Source organism: Halorussus sp. AFM4, assembly GCF_051194995.1.
Taxonomy (GTDB): Archaea; Halobacteriota; Halobacteria; order Halobacteriales; family Haladaptataceae; genus Halorussus.
Map to the genome: position 1 here is coordinate 1,546,239 of NZ_JBNTJT010000001.1, position 17,983 is coordinate 1,564,221.

At 67.3% G+C, this 17,983-nt stretch carries 19 protein-coding genes and 1 tRNA gene; 10 read left to right on the forward strand and 10 right to left on the reverse strand.

From position 1 onward, the window contains the following. Nucleotides 1-71 precede the first annotated feature (71 nt). The 5 genes from ACQUQF_RS08045 (at nucleotide 72) to ACQUQF_RS08065 (ending at nucleotide 3,414) form a co-directional block, all read left to right on the forward strand. Nucleotides 72-449, forward strand: a complete 378-nt coding sequence (locus ACQUQF_RS08045; protein ID WP_435177519.1) for a DUF5789 family protein — start codon at nucleotides 72-74, stop codon at nucleotides 447-449. Nucleotides 450-771: 322 nt separating this feature from the next. Further along, nucleotides 772-1,215, forward strand: coding sequence for a hypothetical protein (locus tag ACQUQF_RS08050; protein WP_435177521.1), 444 nt, complete (start codon nucleotides 772-774; stop codon nucleotides 1,213-1,215). A 113-nt stretch (nucleotides 1,216-1,328) separates the two neighbouring features. After that, nucleotides 1,329-1,475 (forward strand): hypothetical protein, encoded by a 147-nt coding sequence (locus tag ACQUQF_RS08055; RefSeq protein ID WP_435177523.1) that lies wholly within the window; start codon nucleotides 1,329-1,331, stop codon nucleotides 1,473-1,475. Between the two features lie 164 nt (nucleotides 1,476-1,639). Continuing rightward, nucleotides 1,640-2,059 carry a GlcG/HbpS family heme-binding protein gene (locus ACQUQF_RS08060; RefSeq protein ID WP_435177525.1) on the forward strand — a complete coding sequence of 140 codons (420 nt, stop codon included), beginning with the start codon at nucleotides 1,640-1,642 and terminating at the stop codon, nucleotides 2,057-2,059. Nucleotides 2,060-2,256: 197 nt separating this feature from the next. After that, nucleotides 2,257-3,414 carry a glutathione-independent formaldehyde dehydrogenase gene (locus ACQUQF_RS08065; protein ID WP_435177630.1) on the forward strand — a complete coding sequence of 386 codons (1,158 nt, stop codon included), beginning with the start codon at nucleotides 2,257-2,259 and terminating at the stop codon, nucleotides 3,412-3,414. Nucleotides 3,415-3,447: 33 nt separating this feature from the next. Here the strand turns inward: ACQUQF_RS08065 and ACQUQF_RS08070 are convergent, their stop codons facing one another. From ACQUQF_RS08070 to ACQUQF_RS08080, 3 genes are all read right to left on the reverse strand, one after another. Then, entirely contained in the window at nucleotides 3,448-3,570 is a 123-nt protein-coding gene (locus ACQUQF_RS08070; RefSeq protein WP_435177527.1) for a hypothetical protein, read from the reverse strand. Nucleotides 3,571-3,700: 130 nt separating this feature from the next. Next, nucleotides 3,701-3,844: a YHS domain-containing protein gene (locus ACQUQF_RS08075; protein ID WP_435177529.1), complete on the reverse strand. Its 144-nt coding sequence runs from the start codon at nucleotides 3,842-3,844 to the stop codon at nucleotides 3,701-3,703. Nucleotides 3,845-3,937: 93 nt separating this feature from the next. Then, a tRNA-Gln gene (locus ACQUQF_RS08080) sits at nucleotides 3,938-4,010 on the reverse strand. Nucleotides 4,011-4,183: 173 nt separating this feature from the next. Here ACQUQF_RS08080 and ACQUQF_RS08085 point away from each other — a divergent pair. The 3 genes from ACQUQF_RS08085 to ACQUQF_RS08095 all read left to right on the forward strand — a co-directional run bounded on the left by ACQUQF_RS08085 (nucleotide 4,184) and on the right by ACQUQF_RS08095 (nucleotide 5,812). Then, nucleotides 4,184-4,759 (forward strand): IMP cyclohydrolase, encoded by a 576-nt coding sequence (locus ACQUQF_RS08085; RefSeq protein ID WP_435177531.1) that lies wholly within the window; start codon nucleotides 4,184-4,186, stop codon nucleotides 4,757-4,759. A gap of 66 nt (nucleotides 4,760-4,825) precedes the next feature. Then, nucleotides 4,826-5,485 (forward strand): metallophosphoesterase family protein, encoded by a 660-nt coding sequence (locus ACQUQF_RS08090; protein ID WP_435177533.1) that lies wholly within the window; start codon nucleotides 4,826-4,828, stop codon nucleotides 5,483-5,485. Nucleotides 5,486-5,566: 81 nt separating this feature from the next. After that, a complete protein-coding gene (locus ACQUQF_RS08095) occupies nucleotides 5,567-5,812 on the forward strand; it encodes a ferredoxin (RefSeq protein WP_435177535.1) in 246 nt (81 codons plus the stop codon). 665 nt (nucleotides 5,813-6,477) lie between these two features. Here the strand turns inward: ACQUQF_RS08095 and ACQUQF_RS08100 are convergent. The 6 genes from ACQUQF_RS08100 to ACQUQF_RS08125 all read right to left on the reverse strand — a co-directional run bounded on the left by ACQUQF_RS08100 (nucleotide 6,478) and on the right by ACQUQF_RS08125 (nucleotide 11,064). Then, entirely contained in the window at nucleotides 6,478-7,248 is a 771-nt protein-coding gene (locus ACQUQF_RS08100) for a DUF7089 family protein (protein WP_435177537.1), read from the reverse strand. Further along, nucleotides 7,248-7,340: a hypothetical protein gene (locus ACQUQF_RS08105; RefSeq protein WP_435177539.1), complete on the reverse strand. Its 93-nt coding sequence runs from the start codon at nucleotides 7,338-7,340 to the stop codon at nucleotides 7,248-7,250. Before ACQUQF_RS08105 ends, ACQUQF_RS08100 begins: the two co-directional genes overlap by 1 nt. Nucleotides 7,341-7,407: 67 nt before the next feature. Continuing rightward, nucleotides 7,408-8,931 (reverse strand): MATE family efflux transporter, encoded by a 1,524-nt coding sequence (locus ACQUQF_RS08110; protein WP_435177541.1) that lies wholly within the window; start codon nucleotides 8,929-8,931, stop codon nucleotides 7,408-7,410. A gap of 201 nt (nucleotides 8,932-9,132) precedes the next feature. Further along, nucleotides 9,133-10,029, reverse strand: a complete 897-nt coding sequence (locus ACQUQF_RS08115; protein ID WP_435177543.1) for an OapC/ArvC family zinc-ribbon domain-containing protein — start codon at nucleotides 10,027-10,029, stop codon at nucleotides 9,133-9,135. Next, a complete protein-coding gene (locus tag ACQUQF_RS08120; RefSeq protein ID WP_435177545.1) occupies nucleotides 10,029-10,418 on the reverse strand; it encodes a DUF2073 domain-containing protein in 390 nt (129 codons plus the stop codon). Before ACQUQF_RS08120 ends, ACQUQF_RS08115 begins: the two co-directional genes overlap by 1 nt. A 4-nt stretch (nucleotides 10,419-10,422) precedes the next feature. Next, nucleotides 10,423-11,064: a GTP-binding protein gene (locus tag ACQUQF_RS08125; RefSeq protein WP_435177547.1), complete on the reverse strand. Its 642-nt coding sequence runs from the start codon at nucleotides 11,062-11,064 to the stop codon at nucleotides 10,423-10,425. Nucleotides 11,065-13,158: 2,094 nt separating this feature from the next. On the opposite strand from ACQUQF_RS08125, the gene ACQUQF_RS08130 reads away from it, so the two are divergent. Further along, the gene (locus tag ACQUQF_RS08130) at nucleotides 13,159-14,649 is read left to right on the forward strand and encodes an AAA family ATPase (RefSeq protein WP_435177549.1); all 1,491 of its coding nucleotides are present in this window, start codon (nucleotides 13,159-13,161) and stop codon (nucleotides 14,647-14,649) included. A 504-nt stretch (nucleotides 14,650-15,153) separates the two neighbouring features. On the opposite strand, the gene ACQUQF_RS08135 is transcribed toward ACQUQF_RS08130, so the two are convergent. Continuing rightward, nucleotides 15,154-15,957: a S26 family signal peptidase gene (locus ACQUQF_RS08135; protein ID WP_435177551.1), complete on the reverse strand. Its 804-nt coding sequence runs from the start codon at nucleotides 15,955-15,957 to the stop codon at nucleotides 15,154-15,156. Between the two features lie 322 nt (nucleotides 15,958-16,279). Between ACQUQF_RS08135 and ACQUQF_RS08140 the strand changes: the two genes are divergently transcribed. Then, nucleotides 16,280-17,875, forward strand: coding sequence for a DNA-directed DNA polymerase II small subunit (locus ACQUQF_RS08140; RefSeq protein ID WP_435177553.1), 1,596 nt, complete (start codon nucleotides 16,280-16,282; stop codon nucleotides 17,873-17,875). The last annotated feature ends 108 nt before the right edge of the window (nucleotides 17,876-17,983 follow it).

Sequence of the window (17,983 nt, forward strand, 5' to 3'; positions counted from 1 at the left end):
GGGCGGCGAGCGAAGCGCCCGAGGGCGCGACAGCCAGCAGGGTTACGGGCGTCAGGACCGAACCCGCGGACATGAGCGACGACCCAGACCCCGAGACCGAGCAGCGACACGCCCGCGAGCGCCAGCGCGAGCGCACCGAGCGCGTCGAGGACATGCTCGGCGAGGCCGGCGAGATGCTGGGCGAGCACAAGTACCCCGCGACCAGCGAGGAGCTGGCGACCGAGTACGGCGACCAGCCCCTCGACCTCCAGAACGAGACCGAGAGCCTCGGCAGCGTCTTCGACCGGCTCGTCGACGAGCGGTTCGAGTCGGCCGACGAGGCCCGCGAGGCGGTGTACGACGAGATAACCGGGGAGGCCGCCGGCATGGAGGAGTACAACGACGAGCGCGACTTGGCGGAGCTCGACGCGGACGCAGTCGACGAGGAGTCGGACGTGAACTCGAACTGAGCGCGGCCGCGCCCGCGACGGCCTCCACCCGAAACGAAGGGGTTAAATGGCGAGACGGCGGCGTGGCTCTCGGAGGAATTTAAGTTACCCGGTTCGGGCCGAGCGACTCGCCTCGTCGTTTCGCAGGTCGGACCTTTGTTCTTCCGGTCCTGAATCGGTCGCTCGGTCGGGTAGTCGGTGGCTACCGACCGACGGCGCGGGAGCGAGGAGACACGCTCGGCGGGCGGCCTGCCTTGGCAACCCGTCCGTTCATCCTCATCTGGGCCCTACGGTGCGATGCTTCGTGAGTGCGGAAAGACGACACGCTCACACTGATCGAACCATGGCAAGTGAATCCGATATCCAGCAGTTGACCGAGTTCGAGGAGAACGACGACATCGAGGACCTGGCCGACCGGTCGCCCGACGACGCGGTGGAGTTCGACCTCTACTACGACGGCCGAGTCGTCAACCCGTGGTCGAAGGGACCGAACGAGCTGGTGCGGCTGTACTTCAACGACGACGCGGACGACGACGTCTACGTCCCCATCGACTTCGCCGAGCGGATCGAGGAGGACGTCCGCTCGACGCCCATCGGCCGACCGATGGCGGACGACGATGACGACCAGAGCCGGGACGACCCCGCGTCGTGGGACGACCTGAGCGCCGACTACCGGGTGGAGCAGGACGCCGTGATCGGCGACCACCGGTTCGACCTGCTCTGGCGCGGCGAGGGCGACGACGAGAGCGTGGTGGTCGCGGCGGAGTTCGACGGGGAGACCGCGTGAACCGGTCGTAGAACCCGTTCCCGTGACTCTCATGCGGTGAAACGTTCGGATTCGGCGTGAAACGGTCGCAACGGTACGGGGGAGTTTAGCCGGCGGGGTGTATCCGGAGAGGCGTGGTGGTCTATCAGTTGGAATGTGTAGACTGCGGAGAGTTGCGCCTCGGCAGGGAGACCGACGACGGCATCCGGCCGGTGCGGGCGGCCTGCCCGAACTGCGGTTCCTCCGAATTCGAGGTCGTCGCCTACGATTCCGAGGACTGACCTGCCGCAAGCAGACACGACTCACCACGCATTTCTTTTATTCGGACCGGCACCGCCGGCCGGTGACGCCGTTTCGGTGCCCCTCGTTACCACGGCCCGAAGAGCTATGCGTCGGGCTGTCGGCAGTCGAACGGGGGTCTCTACGCTCCCGGACCGGTGCACCTATGGTAGAAACTGTTAGTCTCGACACCGCGAAAGAGGTCATCGACGCGTGCGAACAGCGAGCCGAGGAGATCGACAATCCGATGGTGATCACGGTCGCGAACGCGGAGGGCAACCTGATCGCCCAGCATCGGATGGACGGCGCCTGGCTCGCGTCGGTCGACATCTCCCGGAACAAGGCGTTCACCGCCGCGGCGCTGGACATGCCGACCCACGAACTGGCCGAACCGTCCGAACCCGGCAACTCCCTGTACGGGCTCCAGAACACCAACCAGGGCCGGATGGTGATCTTCGGCGGCGGCTACCCGCTCGAACGCGACGGTGACGTCGTCGCCGCGCTCGGCGTCAGCGGCGGCCAGGTCGAACAGGACATGGACGTCGCCGAGAGCGGCGTCGACGCGTTCGAGAACCTGTCCGGATAACCGCGTCGGACGACGCGCTCCGCCCGTACCCGTTCTTTGAGTCGGAGTTCGAGTCTCAGAGCTCGCTGGCGACTCGACACGGCGGAGAAAGGTCCGGTATCTGATACTGTTCGCCCTACTCCATGTCGATATTTTTATCGGTTAGGTTTATGAAAGCGGCGCTGGATTGGGTAGAGGGGGACTGTTACCTAATGTCTATCAGAGGCGTCGTGTACCAGGGGGAACACGAGGTCGCAGTCGAGGAGATCGACGAACCGGAGATCGAACACCCGAACGACATCATCGTCGACATCACGACCACCGCCATCTGCGGGTCCGACCTCCACATGTACGAGGGCCGGACCGACGCGGAGCCGGGGCTCGTGTTCGGCCACGAGAACCTGGGGATCGTCGAGGAGGTCGGCGAGGGCGTGAGCACGCTCAGCGAGGGCGACCGCGTCGTCATGCCGTTCAACGTCGCCTGCGGGTTCTGCGAGAACTGCGAGGAGGGGTACACCGGGTTCTGCACCAACGTGAATCCGGGCTTCGCCGGCGGCGCGTACGGCTACGTCGCCATGGGGCCGTACCAGGGCGGACAGGCCGAGAAGCTCCGGGTCCCGTACGCCGACTTCAACGCGCTCAAGCTCCCGCCGGGCGACGAGCACGAGGACGCGTTCGCGATGCTCGCGGACATCTTCCCGACGGGCTGGCACGGGACCGAGCTCGCGAACCTCCAGCCCGGCGACTCGGTCGCCATCTTCGGCGCCGGCCCGGTCGGGCTGATGGCGGCGTACAGCGCCGACATCAAGGGCGCCTCGGAGATCTACGTGGTCGACCGCGTCCCGAGCCGACTGGAGCTCGCGGAGGAGCACTGCGACGCGAAGCCCATCAACTTCGAGGAGGCCGACCCGGTCGAGCAGATCAAGGACGCCCACGGCGGCGGCGTCGACAAGGGAGTCGACGCGGTGGGGTACCAGGCGGTCGACGACGACAAGCAGGCCGACGACGCCTACGACCCCGCCCGGGAGAACCCGGCGCTGGTGCTCAACCAGCTCATCCAGACCGTCCGGCCGACCGGCCAGATCGGCGTGGTCGGGCTGTACGTGCCCTCGGACCCCGGCGCGCCCGACGAGATGGCGGCCCAGGGCCGGCTCGGTATCGACTTCGGGAAGCTGTTCGAGAAGGGCCACCGGTTCGGCACCGGCCAGTGCAACGTGAAGGACTACAACCGGGAGCTGCGCGACCTCATCATCGAGGGCAGGGCCGACCCGTCGTGGGTCGTCTCCCACCGGGTCGGGCTCGACGAGGCGCCGGAGATGTACGAGCGGTTCGACGAGCGCGAGGAGGGCGTGACGAAGGTCCTGCTGGAGCCGTAGCGGACTCGAGTCGCGGACTCTTTTCGGGCGGGGCTAGATGCGGTGCCACTCGCCGGGATGCTCCTCGCGGACGTGGTCGTGGTACGCCTCCACCACCTCGGGGTGTGAGGAGCCGATCATCTGCCACCCGCAGTGCCGACAGCGCGCGCGTACCATACGGGGACCGGGAATCCCCGTGTAATAATCCTTCCCCCGGGCGGAAAAGAAACCGAATCGGTCGGAGTCGGTCCGGCGAGCGTCGCGCCGCGAACGACCTGGCCGGGCGATGCGCAGACGTCGCCGCCCGTTACGTGTACTCCTCCGGGTTCTCCTCGAAGAACTCCTTGCACTTCGCGGACTCGAAGTGGTACTGCTCCCCCTCGTACTCGGTGCCGGCCGTCGGAACGGTGTCGTTTATCCGCGAGTCGCACACGGGACAGTGCTCTACCATGTCCAGTGTGTGAGTCAGTCGCAACGTGGTTAACTGCTACGGCGCCCGCGTCGACTACCGACGGTACGGGCGCGAACTCCGTGAGAAGTCGAATAGTCCCACCAGGATTCGAACCTGGGTCGAAGCCCCCAGAAGGCTTCAGGATTGGCCACTACCCCATGGGACTCTGCACTCACCGGTACACGCCGGGGGAATGTAAGCGTTGCGCGTTCGCCCTCCTGCGATACTCGTTCGCACACACCCGCGGGCCGGCCGAACGGCGTCCGGCACCGCCGCCGGGGATTCGCCGGTGGTGCATAAACCAACACCTACTTGGCCGAGAACTGCGCACGTTCGTGTATGTACGTCGGACGATTCCTGGTCGTCGGCCCGCGGGTCGCCGCCTACCGCGTCTCGTCGCGGTCGTTCCCGAACCGGCTGGTGGTCGAGCGCGACGACGCGCTGACCGTCGCGCCGACCGACGCCGCGCCCGAGACCGACAACCCCTACATCTCGTACAACTGCGTCAGGACCGCCGGCGACGCCGCCGTCGTCGGCAACGGCTCGCACGTCGATCCGATCACCGAGAAGCTCGGACTCGGCTACCCCGCGCGCGACGCCCTCGCCGAGAGCCTGCTCGCGCTTGACTACGAGAAGGACGACTACGACACGCCGCGGATCGCCGGCGTCCTCGCCGCCGACTCGGCGTTCGTCGGCACCGTCCGCCGCGACGCGCTGCTGGTCCAGGAGGTCGCGGAGCCGACGCTCGTCGCCACCTACGAGCGCGACGCCCCCGAGCCGTTCGACTTCGCGGCCGAGACCGCCGCCGAGGCCGCGAGCGAGGCCTACGCCCTCGACTTCGAGCACCCGGTCTGCGCCGCGGGAGTCGCGCGCACCGACGACGGGTTCGAGTTCGCGGTCGAGAACGGCGACTGAGCGCAGAGAGCGAGCGGCGCGTCCCCGGGAACCGGAGTTAAGTCCCGGGCGCGCCAACTGGTTCGCATGCGAATCGGCGTGCTCTCCGACGTCCACTCGAACAGCGTCGCGTTCGAGGCCGTCCTCGCGGACATGCCCGACGTGGACGCCCTCGTCTGCGCCGGCGACGTGGTGGGATACAACCCCTGGCCCGCCGAGTGCCTGGAGACGGTCCGCGAGCGCGGGATCCCGACCGTGATGGGCAACCACGACCGGGCGGTCGCCTCGGGCACCGCGTTCCGGTTCAACCGGATGGCGAAGGCAGGCGTGGAACTCGCCCGTGAACGGCTCTCCGAGGACCAGCTCGACTGGCTGGCCGACCTGCCCGACGAGCGCCGCGAGTTCGACGGGCGGGTGAAGGTCGTCCACGGCCACCCCGACGACCCGGACCACTACACGATGCCCGAGGAGTTCTCGGCCGACCTGCTGGGCGAGGAGGACGTGCTGGTGATGGGACACACCCACGTCCAGCACGCCGAGGAGTACGCCGAGGGCGTCGTGCTCAACCCCGGCAGCGTGGGCCAGCCCCGGGACGGCGACCCGCGGGCGGCCTACGCGGTCCTCGACCTGGAGGACCGCTCGGTCGACCTGCGCCGGGTGGAGTACGACGTCGACGCCGTCCGCGAGGAGGTCGAGGCGGTCGGCCTGCCGAGCAGGATCGGGACGCGGCTCGAACGCGGGAACTGACCCCGGAGCGCCACGTAGCGACGGGCGCGGAGCGGACCCCGACCCGGCAGGGATTAGGGGCTGCCCGTCCAAGCCCGAGCCATGCGAATCGAGTTCGACCGCGACACCTGCACCGGGATGTTCCAGTGCACCGCCGAGTGGGACGCCTTCGAGGAGAACCGCGACGACGGCAAGGCCGACCTCCGGGACGCCGAGGAGGAGTCCGAGGACGTGTTCGTGCGCGAGGTGCCCGACGACGCCGAGTTCGACGCCAAGATGGCCGCCCGGGTCTGCCCGGTCGACGCCATCGCGGTGTACGACGACGACGGCGAGCAGTTGATCCCGTGACGCCGTCTCGACGGAGGGAATCCCGTGACGCTGTCTCGACGGGGAGAAATTGATTCCGGGACGCCGCCTCGACGGGGAGGAGTTGATCCCGGGACCCCGTCTCGACGGTGAGGGGTCCGTCACGGCGGGGAAGCGGTCGACCGCGGCTTCGGTTCCAGGCGAAACCAAGGGGTCGCGCGGCGGCGGACGACCGCGTCGGCGCTCGTCGACGGTCGGACCGGGAGAGAACGCGACTGACGTCGGTATCACCGGGACAGACGATGAGAGTGCGGGAACGCGGTGGGGCGCGGGAGTGGCGGTCGTCGTCGGAGGTTCGGGAACTGTAGCGGACGCCGCTATCCGCGGGGCGACGGCGGCGCAGTGCGGCCGATCGACCCCGGGGTTTCGACTGGACGCGGTCGTCCCCGTCGAACCGTGCGGCGATCGCACCGAAAAGTGAGTCGGACTCGGACCGCGAGTTCACTCGGTCGTCTCGTCCTCGACGCCGTCCTCGTCCTCGTCGGCGGCGTCGGGGTAGAGCTGTTCCTCCCAGCCGTGTGCGCCCCCGCGCACTCCCCAGTGGTCGCTCATGGTCGGGCGGTTGAATCCTAGCGGTCGACTACTAAAATCGTTGCGGAGGTGGTGAAATTGCATGTGACAGCGCCTCGCACGCCGTTCTCTCGTCCTCACTCGAACGTCTTCTCGGCCCACTTCACCGCGTAGGCCGGCCCGTGGTCGCGGTACGCCTCCGTGTCGAGCGCCGCGAACGGGGCCGGGAGTTCGAGCCCGTGCTTCACCGCGGCGCAGGCGAACTCCGCGGCGTCCGCGAAGTCGGTCTCGTCGCGGGCCATCGAGCCGGGCAGGCCCTCCAGTCGGGGCTCGATGCGCTCGCCGGCGTCCCGCCACGCCTCGAACAGCCGGGGGTGCTCGTCGTTCCAGTCGGCGAACACCTCGCGGGTGTGGAGGCCGCGGTAGGCGTCGTACAGCGCGGCCGCGATCTGGTAGACGCTGCCGCCGTCGAACGGGAGCGCGGCGTCGAGGTCGACGTACCGGTCCTCGAAGAACCCGAGGAAGTGCTCGGGGAGACCGGTGCCGATCTCGACCAGCGCCTCCGCGACCAGGAAGTCGACGAACGCCTCGGGCGACCCCTGGACGCGGGCCTTCACGAACGCGACCGGCGGCTCGGTCTGGCGGGTCCAGGCCACGCTGCCGTCGCCGGGCATCCCGACCGTGAAGTCGGTCGAGGCGTACCGCCGGAGGAGCTCTGGCGCGTCCTCGGGGAGCCACTCCGTAGGGTAGGTCGCCGGATCGAGCGCGTCGACTAACAGGCCGAGGTCCTCGGCGCGCTCGGGGGCCAGCGTCTCGAAGTCCGATTCGGTATCGAGGACCAGCGCGTCGGGGGCGTGGGCCTCGCGGACCGCGGCCACCTCCCCGGAGAGCGACCGTTCCTCGAACATCACGCCGCCAGCCAGAGGTTGGCCAGCAGCGCGACCGACAGCACCGCGGTGATACCGACCGTTGCGACGACGATCTTGGTTGCCTTGCTCATGTCGGGTCGTTCGGGGGCGAGCGCTTAAAACTGTCAGGTTTGGGGCGCGCCGGTCGCGGAAACGGAGTCAGTCCGCGCCGGTCTCGGGTCCGACCGGCGACTCCCGGGCGGTCCGCTTCCACTCGCCGGACCGGAACCGGAAGACGTTGACCGCCGCCCGGAGGTACATGTCGCCGACGATGCCGACGTACACCGCGATCAGCCCCAGGCCCAGGCCCGGGACGAACTGCCACCCGCCGAACGCGAAGAGGCGGTGGCCGGCGAGCGAGAGCGTCCAGCCGCCGAGCTCGAAGAGGACGACCCCGGGCCCGACCGCGAGGAACGCCACCGGGAGCTTGAAGAGGTAGGTCCCGGCGAGCGCGCCGTAGAACGGCCAGCGCGTGTCGCCGGCGCCCCGGAGCCCGCCCCGCATCGTCCGGGAGACGCTGAACGCCGCGACGCCCGCGCCGAACACCCGGACGAACGTGACCGTCAGGTCGACGTGGTCGGTGCCGAACGCCACCGCGACCGGCCGGGCGGCCGCGAACAGCGCCGCGCCGATGGCCAGCTGGGTCGCCAGGGCGATGCGGAGGGTCTGCCAGCCGTACTCGGTGGCCTCGCCGTCGTTGCCGGCGCCGATGGCCTGGCCGACCAGCGTCGAGGAGGCGGTCGAGTACCCCCACGCGGGCATCAGTGCGAGCAGCATCACCCGCCGGCCGATGGCGTAGGCCGCGACCACGGGCGTGCCGAGCGCGGTGAGCACCAGCAGGAAGGGGAACCGCCCGAGCGTCCGGGAGAGCCGGGTGCCCGCCAGCGGCAGACCGACCCGGACGATCTCGCCCGCGATTGACCAGTCCCACTGCTTGCCGCCGAGCGGGAGCCGGACCGCGTACCGGCCCGAGAGCAGCGCGGCCGAGAAGATGACCGCCGCGAGCGCGTTGGCGAGCGCGGTGCCCCACGCCGCGCCCGCGACGCCGAGCTCGGGGAACGGGCCGACCCCGAAGATGAGCACCGCGTTCAGGACGATGTTGGTCGGGAGCGTGAGCAGCCGCACGTACATCGGGGTCCGGGTGTCGCCGACGCCGGCGAGCGCGCGGGCCGCGATCATGCTCCAGAACCGGAACGCGACCGAGAGCATGATGATGCGGAGGTAGACCGCCCCGAGCTCGATCGTCCGGGCGTCGTCGGTGAGCACGTCGAGCATGGGTTCGGCGTAGACCCACGTCGCCGCGGTGATGGGCACCGCCAGCAGCAGCGCCAGCCACAGCGACTGCTTGATGGCGAAGTTGGCCTTCGCGTGCTCGCCGGCGCCCTCGAACCGCGAGACCACGCTGATGGTGCCGCTGGTCAGCGCCAGCGAGAGGCCGAACGGGATGAAGAAGTACTGGAAGCCGAGTTCGAGCGCGGCCACCGCCTCGTCGCCGAGCGCCCGGCCGACCATGAAGAAGTCGGCCACCCGCAGCATGGTCCGCATCCCGCCGGTGACCATCACCGGGACCGCCAGGTCGAACGCCTCCTCGCCCTTCTCCCGGTCGAGCAGCCCGAGGCGGGCCAGCCCGGCCGGGAAGAGGAACGCGAGGCGTCGCGCCCGGCGCCTGGCGTCGTCGAGCATCCGTTACGGGAGTTTGCCAAGCGCCGTGGTAAACAGTTTTGCAAGCGTGCCGGGGCTTGCCGGTGGTCGTCCCGGCCGGTAGCCGGTTGGCCCTGCCGGAGCGTGGTCGGACGCACCGGTGGCTACGGAGCGTGGTCGGACGCACCGGTGGCTACGGAGCGGTCTCGTCACTCCGGGTAGTCTCGACCGGCGGTGGGAGAATCAGCGATCGGCCGCGTCCCAGGCGTCCGGCACCTCGATGACGTACTTGCCGTCCTCCTTCAGCGAGATGATGTACTCCTCGCGCTCGTACAGCTCCATCAGGTTGAGCTCGTACTGGCCGGGTTCGACGATGCGGATGCTCTCGAACTGGCTGTTGAGCTCCTCGCGGAGCTCCTTGAGGCCGGGGCTGGTGTCGTCGGGCGTGTCGACCACGTTGGCGTCGCCCCGGTCGGACTCCGGCGCCGCGGTCGGGCCGGTCGACGCCGGTTCGTCCGGGAGTTCGGACCGGCTCACCACGTCGCGTCGCGCGCTCGCCTGGGCGGTGTCCTCGGTGGACGGGGCCGTGTCCTCGGTGGACGGGGCAGCGTTCCCGTTGGACGGGGCGGCATTGCCGGCGGTCGAGGCGGTGTCTCCGGCGGAAGGGGCGGCGTTTCCGGTCGAGTCGCGGGTCACGCTGTCGGCCGATGGGCCGCCAGTTCGAGTGGAACCGGTGGCGGTCGCGTCGTCCGCGTCCGAGTCGTCGTGCTCGCCGGGCCAGGGGGTCCGACCCGACGAGCCGGTGTTCCGCGCGTCCGACGCCTCCGCGTCGTCTCCGGCGTCGGCGTCGTTCCGCGTGCGCACCCAGTCGCGGACCGTCGCGGCCGCCCGGTTGACCGCGCCGCCCCGGTCGTCGCCCCCCGTTTCGGGTGCGTCGTCGACCGCCGGTTCGGTCGTCTCGGGTCGCTTCTTCGGTGCGGTCGCGGCCGACGTCGCCGCGCCGGCCCCACCAGCGTCGCCACCTGCGGCGCCGGCGGGCTTGAACTGGAACTTGTTGCCGCCGCAGTCCGGACAGCCCGAGAGCATCTCCTTCGAACCGTCCTGGAACGACCGGCCGCAGTTGGTGCACTGGTGAGGCATTATTTGCGTGACACGAGGGCGCTGATGAGGTTCTCGTCCTTGTGGAGCGTCTCGATCTGGTTGGCGGGACCGATGACGGTGAGCTTCTGGGTCGACTCCTTGCCCATCAGCCGGTCGAGGAAGCTCTGGTCGGCGGTCTCCGACCGCGGGTAGGTCTCGATCTCGATGCCGTTGAACTCGTCGGGGCTGATCTCGGTCATCGTCACCTCGATGAGCTTGCTCTCCTCGTCTGGCGAGAGCCCGGTCTCGAGGATGACGATGTTGCCGTCGCGGACGCCGTCGAGTATCATCCGGATCTTCTCCATCGAGGCCATCTCGGCCATCCGGTCGGCCCCGATGAGGTCGATCTGGACGCCGTCGTTCGGGCCGTCCTCTGTCACTTCAGGCATGGTATCACCCGAAGTACTCCGCGATCTTGTCGTACACTTCGTCCATGTTGTCACCTTCGAGCGCCGAGAGCGGGATGGTCTCGTGCTGGGGGAAGGCGTTGCGGATGCGCTGGACGCTCGAGTCCTCGAGGTCGGTCTTGTTGGCGAGGATGAGGACCGGGAGGTCCTGGCTCTCGATGATGCCGATGAGCATCGTGTTGACCTGGGTGAACGGGTCGGTGGTGCTGTCGAGCACGTAGATGACGCCGTCGACGTCCTCCCGGAGCCAGTGCATCGCCTCCGCGACGCCCTCGGTGGCCTCGCGCGAGCGACGCACGGCGTCGTCCTTGTCCATGTCGTGGTCGAGGAACTCCTCGTAGTCGACCTTGGTCGTCACGCCCGGCGTGTCGACGACGTCGATGGACACCGTCTTGCCGTCCCGCTCGATCTCGACGTTCTCCTTGCGGCGGGCACGGCGGGTCTCGTGCGGGATGTGGCTCTCGGGGCCGACCGCGTCGCCGGTCCAGTCCCGAGTGATGCGATTCGCGAGCGTCGTCTTTCCGGCGTTCGGCGGGCCGTAGATACCGATGCGCTTCGGCTCCTGAGCCGAGAAGAGCTTGTCCGTAACGCGGGAGATGCTGTCTTTCAGGTCCGTAAACAATCCCATCCTTTCCTCCCAGACCCCACTATCGGCGTTTGAAACCGTCACGGGGGCTGTTGCGCGAACAACTATATCCCACCTACTTAAACCTATGTCAGACGCGTCCGGTGAAAACGTTGCACACGGGGAGCAAGCAGTGCGACGGTTGAAGGGAGGAGCAGGAACAGAACAGGGAGAGGGAGCAGGAATGGAACGAGGAGAAGGAGTAGGAACAGAACGAGGAGAGGGAGCAGGAACGGAACGAGGAGTAGGGGCGGAACAGGGAGAAGGAGTAGGAACGGGGAGTACGAAGTGCGAGCGAAGCGAGCGTGTCGGAGAGAGGACCGGGCAATCTCCAGTTGAAACAGAGGGGTTCGGAGGTTCGAACCAGATTGCGCGGAGGGGGAACGACGTGGAAACGCTCGGGATAAAACGCCTGGCCGGTGTCGGGGCGTCGACAGAGACAGGCATCGGGGAAATCTCGGACGCTACTCGGCGTGCAGGGACGAGCGGCGGTCAGAATCGAGGGAGTGAGACTCCTCGGATCGTGAACATAGACGGTGGAGGCCTGTCGTGAACACGGCCGGAACTCGAAGCCGACACGTCAGTGCGGGATCAGTCGGATCCAGTCTGTACACGTCTGTCCACATCTGACTTCTGTCTACATCTGACTTCTATCTCCATCTGATTACTGTCTACCTCTGACTATTGTCTGCGTCTGACCACGGACTACGCCGTAGCCCATCGACCCGCCGTAGTCCATCGACTGGACCGAGAAATAGCGATCACTGCGACGCGGTATCGGCATCTGCGGTCGAGATCGGATTCCGGCTCGGTTTCGTCGAGCGGTTGGTAGCGGAGACGGAGCGTCGTCCGCCCACCCCCACCCCTCCGTTTCAAGTGGAGCGGTCGGAGGTGGGGCCGTGGGGTGGGAGTCGGGCCGCGGTGTTCTCGTAGAGAGGTAAAATCAACCCTCCGACCTCAAACAATAAGGATGGTCGTTTGGTTTACGGGTATGGTTTTTCGCCCTTTCTATTAAAGGTTCGCGTTGCTAGAGTCCGCCCACCCCTCCCCGCCGGTTCTGGCGTTCCACTCGAAACGAAGGGGTGGGGGAGGTGCCCCCCGAACCGACGTTACCAGACCACCCGTCAGAATGAGCGTCGCTACCAATGCACACAGACGCGGACGCCGGCTCCCTCGGTCGTCTTCGGACTCGTCCATTCGACTCGAAATCGGGGCGTACCGCAGTCGTGGTTCTTCGGTCGGCTTTCGCTCTCGGGATCGACTCTACCGCAGGTCGACTGGACCTCAGTAAGAGGCATCAACTCGTGAACTTCGGACAGTACTGAGTGCGGGTTGTTGTCGAGAGACACGAAATTGCAGGTACTGTTGAGACTCCACGGACGCTGTCTATTTATCGAGGAGTTGACGCGTAGGGTAGAATTGACACGTAGGGTAGGAATCCAGTCGAGAGTAGGGGCACAGTACAGAGTTGTTGTCCAGCACGGCACAGTGCTGTAGTCCGTGTGAACATGTCAGTTCGTCCGACGGTATCTGACTGCGTTCTCGCCCGGCGATATCTGACTGCGTTTCGTTCTACGCGAAACGAAGGGGTGCGGGGTTCCGACGGAAGAATCGTCTGCGGGACTTCATCGGAGACCCTTCGAGGAGATTCTTCATCGGACTTCGAGGAGATTCTCCTCGAGGCGCCAGTGCCAGTCAGCCAGACCTCGACTCTTCCGGTGATGTGCAGCGCTCGACCGGATCACTGCTGTGGTCGATCGAGTCACCGGTCGAAACTGCCCGTCGCTTCACCCGAAACGGGGGCGTTTCGCCCGTCCGAATCGGCCGTGACGCCCGTCGGAATCGACTGTGACCCTCGCTTTTCGCGGGACTAAACGGCCGCATCACGCTCTCTAGATGCTGTTCGCGGGATTCTGTCGGACTCTAATCGAAAGAAGAAAGAGTTTAATATCCTGCTGGACCTTTGGTTCTCCTGCATCAACTGGACGCGCTCGCCACTTCTCGGCTTCGGCATTCCGGTTCATTCGGGCGGTCGTGCCGAAATCCGCCCGCGGGCCGCGCGTCTTCCACCTGAAACGGAGGGGTCGACCCGAACGCATGACCGACGAAAACACCAACCCGGCGGACGACGCGGTCGACGTCAGCCCCGATCGTAGCTTCGACAACGTCGACCTCGACGACGTCGTCTTCGACGAGGAGGACGACGACCAGGGGCTGTTCGACGACCTGCTGTCCGGCGAACCGATCTTCGAGAACAAGGAGGTGCTCCGGCCGTCGTACACGCCACACGAGCTTCCGCACCGCAAGGACCAGATCAACAACATGGCGACCATCCTGGTCGCCGCGCTCCGGGGTGAGACGCCCTCGAACATCCTCATCTACGGCAAGACCGGGACGGGCAAGACCGCGAGCGCGAAGTTCGTCAGCAAGGAGCTCGAGAGCACTTCCCAGAAGTACGACGTCCCCTGCAACGTCGAGTACATCAACTGCGAGGTGACCGACACCCAGTACCGCGTGCTCGCGCAGCTCGCCAACAAGTTCATCGAGAACAACCAGGAGTTCGTCGACGACCGCATCGACGAGCTCGCGACGCTCCGCGAGGCGGCCTCCGGGGACCCCGCCCGGCTCGCGGACGCCGGGTTCGACTCGGCCGAGGCCGTCGACGACCGCATCGACGAGCTGGAGGCCGACCGCGAGGAGATGGAGTCGGTCCCCATGACCGGCTGGCCGACCGACCGCGTCTACAACACGTTCTTCGAGGCGGTCGACTACGAGGAGCGCGTCGTGGTCATCATGCTCGACGAGATCGACAAGCTGGTCGAGAAGTCGGGCGACGACACTCTCTACAACCTCTCGCGGATGAACTCCGAGCTCGAGAACTCCCGGGTCTCGATCATCGGCATCTCCAACGACCTCAAGTTCACCGACTTCCTCGACCCCCGCGTCAAGTCGAGCCTCGGCGAGGAGGAGATCGTCTTCCCGCCGTACGACGCCAACCAGCTCCGGGACATCCTCCAGCACCGCGCCGAGGTCGCGTTCAAGGCCGACGCGCTCTCCGACGACGTGATTCCGCTCTGCGCCGCGTTCGCCGCCCAGGAGCACGGCGACGCCCGGCGCGCGCTCGACCTGCTCCGGACCGCGGGCGAGCTCGCCGAGCGCGACCAGGCCGAGGGCGTCAACGAGACCCACGTCCGGAAGGCCCAGGAGAAGATCGAGCTCGACCGCGTGGTCGAGGTGGTCCGCACCCTCCCGACCCAGTCGAAGCTCGTGCTGTTCTCGATCATCTCGCTGGAGAAGAACGGCGTCCACAACGTCAACACCGGCGAGGTGTACAACATCTACAAGCGCCTCTGCGAGGAGATCGACGCCGACGTGCTGACCCAGCGCCGCGTCACCGACCTCATCAGCGAACTCGACATGCTCGGCATCGTGAACGCGGTGGTCGTCAGCAAGGGCCGGTACGGCCGGACCAAGGAGATCAGCCTCTCGGTGCCCATCGACGAGACCGAGGCGGTCCTGATGTCCGACTCCAGGCTCGGCGACATCGAGAGCGTCCAGCCGTTCGTCCAGGCCCGGTTCGACAACTGACCCGAGTCCGCGCGACCGACGCCGACGACCGCTCCTTTGCCCGTCGAAATTCACTCTCCCTCGTTTAATCCCCCTTCCCTCGTCGAAATCCCCCTTCGCTTGTCGAGGTCCTCCTTCGCCCGGCGAAAGCGGTTCCTATGATTCCCGGATTTCTTCGTTCCGGGACCTCGGCGTTCCTTCCGACTGTTCTCCTGAAGCCACTACTGACAGACTCCGCGAAACCGACCTGCTTCGGGAATGATCGAGACCCGCTCTACGTCTCGGTCGCTCCACACGAAACGAAGGGGCTGTCGGGTGCGGAGTGTCGCACCGCTCGCGGCCAGTCCGGAGAACGCGGTGAATCCGAGAGCCGTCCGGAGAGGAAACGGAGGTGTTCCAGGAAGCGGGACCAGAAACGCGGACCAGAGACGGAATCGGAACCGGAATCGAGGCCATTCCGGACCCGAAACGGACTCCCGGGAAGTCAGATCGGCAGAGGAACAGCGCTCTCCGGCGAACGCCGCGTCAGGCCGCGCCCGAGAACTGGAGGCGGACCCAGCCGAGCCACGGGATGCGGATCTCTGCGGTACCGCGGATCCAGCTCGGCCGGACCGGATCGCTGAGCGCGCCGCTGCCCCACGACACCTGGTCGTAGAAGCTGTTGGCGTCGCCCTTGGTGATGAACCCGGCGTTCGGCGCCGGGCAGTTGACCAGCTCCTCGCAGCTGTCGGCGCTGATGTACTGCTTGTTGGCCTCGTCGTACCAGTTCTCGCCCTCGTTCACCCAGAACCTGGCGCGGTGGATTATCGGCGTTCTGGACTCGCGCCCGTCGGGCTGGTAGACGATGACGTCGCCGTAGCTCCCGAACTTCCGATAGCCCGCCTCCTTGCCGGCCTGATACGTCACTACGCCCGTGTCCGCGTGGGCGGCCGCGGGCGCGAGGCGGCCCTCCTCCATGATGAACACGAGGTCGCCCTTCTGCATGTGGGGCTCCATGCTCCCGCTCTCGATGGCGACCATCGGGGGCCAGACCCCGCTGATCGCGAACAGGAGCGCCCCGATGACGACGACGATGGCGGCGCTGCTCAGCATCTCGCGGACGAACACGACCACCCCGTTCTCGCTGGTGCGGAACCGCCGGACGAGCGCGAGCGGGCCGGTCCGCTCCTCGCGTCCCCCGCCGTCGGACCGCGTGCGGGCCTCGGGCGCGGGCGGAGAGCGGCCGGACCCGCCGGCGGCCGCCTCGTCAGACCGCCCGTCCGACGAGGTCGGCGGACTGCCCGTCCGCTCGTCGTCGTCCGACGGGGGTTCGTCTCGGGAAGGACTCATCTACCCCACGTTCCCGTTCCGCGGACGTCAATTTTCCGGGTGCGGTTCACGCCCGGACTGGGTCCGTCGCCGAACTCCGCGACCGTTCATGCGAACCCGAGACCTCTCGCCCGACGGAAGCTGTCGGGGAGAGGATGTCGGGGGCAGATGCTGTCCGGAGCAGAAGCTGTCGGGGCCAGAGGCTGTCGAGCTTCGTGACCGTGACACTGTCCGCGTTCGCGACGGCGGTACAGTGACATCTCTACCGGCGCGACCCTGACACTCCCGCGCGCCCCGCCGGCGCTCCGCTACCCTTTTGACGGACCCCCGAATTTGAACGAACGTGTCGCTGGAGACCCCCGCTCGCATCGTCAGCGAACTCGCCAGTCGCGGGTACAACGCCGACCGCGAGGCGGTGACCCTGCTCGCGGGCGCCGACGACCCCGACGGCGCGCTCGACGTCGTCGTCGAGCGCGCGCCCGAGGACGCGCTGAAACTCTCGGCCGACCACGTGAAGGCGGCCCTCTCGGAGGTGGACGCCGGCGACCCCTCCGTTTCGACTGGACGTGATTCGGTCGAAACCTCCGGTACGAAATCGGGGTCTCCAGGGGAAACGAAGGGGGTGGACGACGGTGAAATCGGTCGCGACCCGTTCGGTCCGGACGCCTCGCGCCCCGACACGACTCGCCCGGACGAGTCGGTCCGAGACCCGGACTTCGACGCGCGGTCGCTGGAGGTCGCGGGCGACGTCACGGGCGAGAGCACCGGGACCGGCGAGTACGACGACTTCGTCTCGGTGTTCCAGGACCGGTTCAAGCGCCTCTCGAAGCAGCTGCGCTCGCGGGTCAACGCCCGCCCGACCTCGGCGGTCCGGAAGATGCCCGGCGGCGGCGAGACCGCCATCGTCGGGATGATAAGCGACATCCGCTCGACCGCCAGCGGTCACTGGCTAATCGAGCTCGAGGACACCAGCGGGACCTACCCCTGCCTCGTCATGAAGGACCGGGAGTTCGCCGACACGGTCGACGAGCTCCTGCTCGACGAGGTGATCGCGGTCGAAGGGACGCTGTCGGACGACAACGACGACGGCGACGGCATCCTGTTCGTCGACTCGCTGTACTTCCCCGACGTCCCCCGGACCTACCAGCCCTCGACCGCCGACCGCCACGTCCAGGCCGCGCTCATCAGCGACGTCCACGTCGGCAGCCAGGAGTTCATGGCCGACGCGTGGTCGCGGTTCGCCGACTGGCTCCACACCGAGGAGGCCAGCGCGGTCGAGTACCTGCTCATCGCCGGCGACATGGTCGAGGGCGTCGGCGTCTACCCGAACCAGGACGAGGAGCTCGACATCGTCGACATCTACGAGCAGTACGAGCAGTTCGCGGAGTACCTCAAGGAGGTGCCCGGCGACATGGAGATCCTCATGATCCCGGGCAACCACGACGCGGTCCGGCTCGCCGAACCCCAGCCCGGCTTCGACGAGGAGCTCCGGGACATCATGTCGGCACACGACGCCCGCATCTCGGGCAACCCCTCGACCGTGACCGTCGAGGGCGTCGACGTGCTGATGTACCACGGGTTCTCGCTCGACGAGGTCATCGCCGAGCTCCCCGAGGAGAAGGCCAGCTACGACGAGCCACACAAGGCGATGTACCAGCTCCTCAAGAAGCGCCACGTCGCGCCCCAGTTCGGCGGCAAGACGCGGGTCGCGCCCGAGGAGAAAGACTACCTGGTGATGGACGAGGTGCCGGACGTGTTCCACACCGGCCACGTCCACAAGCTCGGGTGGGGCAAGTACCACAACGTGCTGGCGGTCAACTCGGGCTGCTGGCAGGCCCAGACCGCGTTCCAGAAGTCCGTGAACATCGACCCGGACGCCGGGTTCGCGCCGATTCTGGACCTCGACACGCTGGACATGACGGTCCGGCAGTTCAGCTAGGCGGTCTGATTCTTCCGAGTGCGAACCACCGGCCCGTCGGGCGGTAGGCGCGCCGTTCGGGCGGACCATTACCTGTCAGGCTCCACCTGAAACGAGGGGGTTCGCGGG

Bases quoted from the DNA above. Each gene is read 5' to 3' on its own strand.
- ACQUQF_RS08060 (WP_435177525.1), top strand. From the start codon at position 1,640: ATGGTAGAAACTGTTAGTCTCGACACCGCGAAAGAGGTCATCGACGCG.
- ACQUQF_RS08125 (WP_435177547.1), bottom strand. From the start codon at position 11,064: ATGGGATTGTTTACGGACCTGAAAGACAGCATCTCCCGCGTTACGGAC.
- ACQUQF_RS08115 (WP_435177543.1), bottom strand. From the start codon at position 10,029: ATGCCTCACCAGTGCACCAACTGCGGCCGGTCGTTCCAGGACGGTTCG.
- ACQUQF_RS08045 (WP_435177519.1), top strand. From the start codon at position 72: ATGAGCGACGACCCAGACCCCGAGACCGAGCAGCGACACGCCCGCGAG.
- ACQUQF_RS08095 (WP_435177535.1), top strand. From the start codon at position 5,567: ATGCGAATCGAGTTCGACCGCGACACCTGCACCGGGATGTTCCAGTGC.
- ACQUQF_RS08070 (WP_435177527.1), bottom strand. From the start codon at position 3,570: ATGGTACGCGCGCGCTGTCGGCACTGCGGGTGGCAGATGATCGGCTCC.
- ACQUQF_RS08090 (WP_435177533.1), top strand. From the start codon at position 4,826: ATGCGAATCGGCGTGCTCTCCGACGTCCACTCGAACAGCGTCGCGTTC.
- ACQUQF_RS08105 (WP_435177539.1), bottom strand. From the start codon at position 7,340: ATGAGCAAGGCAACCAAGATCGTCGTCGCAACGGTCGGTATCACCGCG.
- ACQUQF_RS08110 (WP_435177541.1), bottom strand. From the start codon at position 8,931: ATGCTCGACGACGCCAGGCGCCGGGCGCGACGCCTCGCGTTCCTCTTC.
- ACQUQF_RS08100 (WP_435177537.1), bottom strand. From the start codon at position 7,248: ATGTTCGAGGAACGGTCGCTCTCCGGGGAGGTGGCCGCGGTCCGCGAG.
- ACQUQF_RS08120 (WP_435177545.1), bottom strand. From the start codon at position 10,418: ATGCCTGAAGTGACAGAGGACGGCCCGAACGACGGCGTCCAGATCGAC.
- ACQUQF_RS08050 (WP_435177521.1), top strand. From the start codon at position 772: ATGGCAAGTGAATCCGATATCCAGCAGTTGACCGAGTTCGAGGAGAAC.
- ACQUQF_RS08085 (WP_435177531.1), top strand. From the start codon at position 4,184: ATGTACGTCGGACGATTCCTGGTCGTCGGCCCGCGGGTCGCCGCCTAC.
- ACQUQF_RS08135 (WP_435177551.1), bottom strand. From the start codon at position 15,957: ATGAGTCCTTCCCGAGACGAACCCCCGTCGGACGACGACGAGCGGACG.
- ACQUQF_RS08130 (WP_435177549.1), top strand. From the start codon at position 13,159: ATGACCGACGAAAACACCAACCCGGCGGACGACGCGGTCGACGTCAGC.
- ACQUQF_RS08075 (WP_435177529.1), bottom strand. From the start codon at position 3,844: ATGGTAGAGCACTGTCCCGTGTGCGACTCGCGGATAAACGACACCGTT.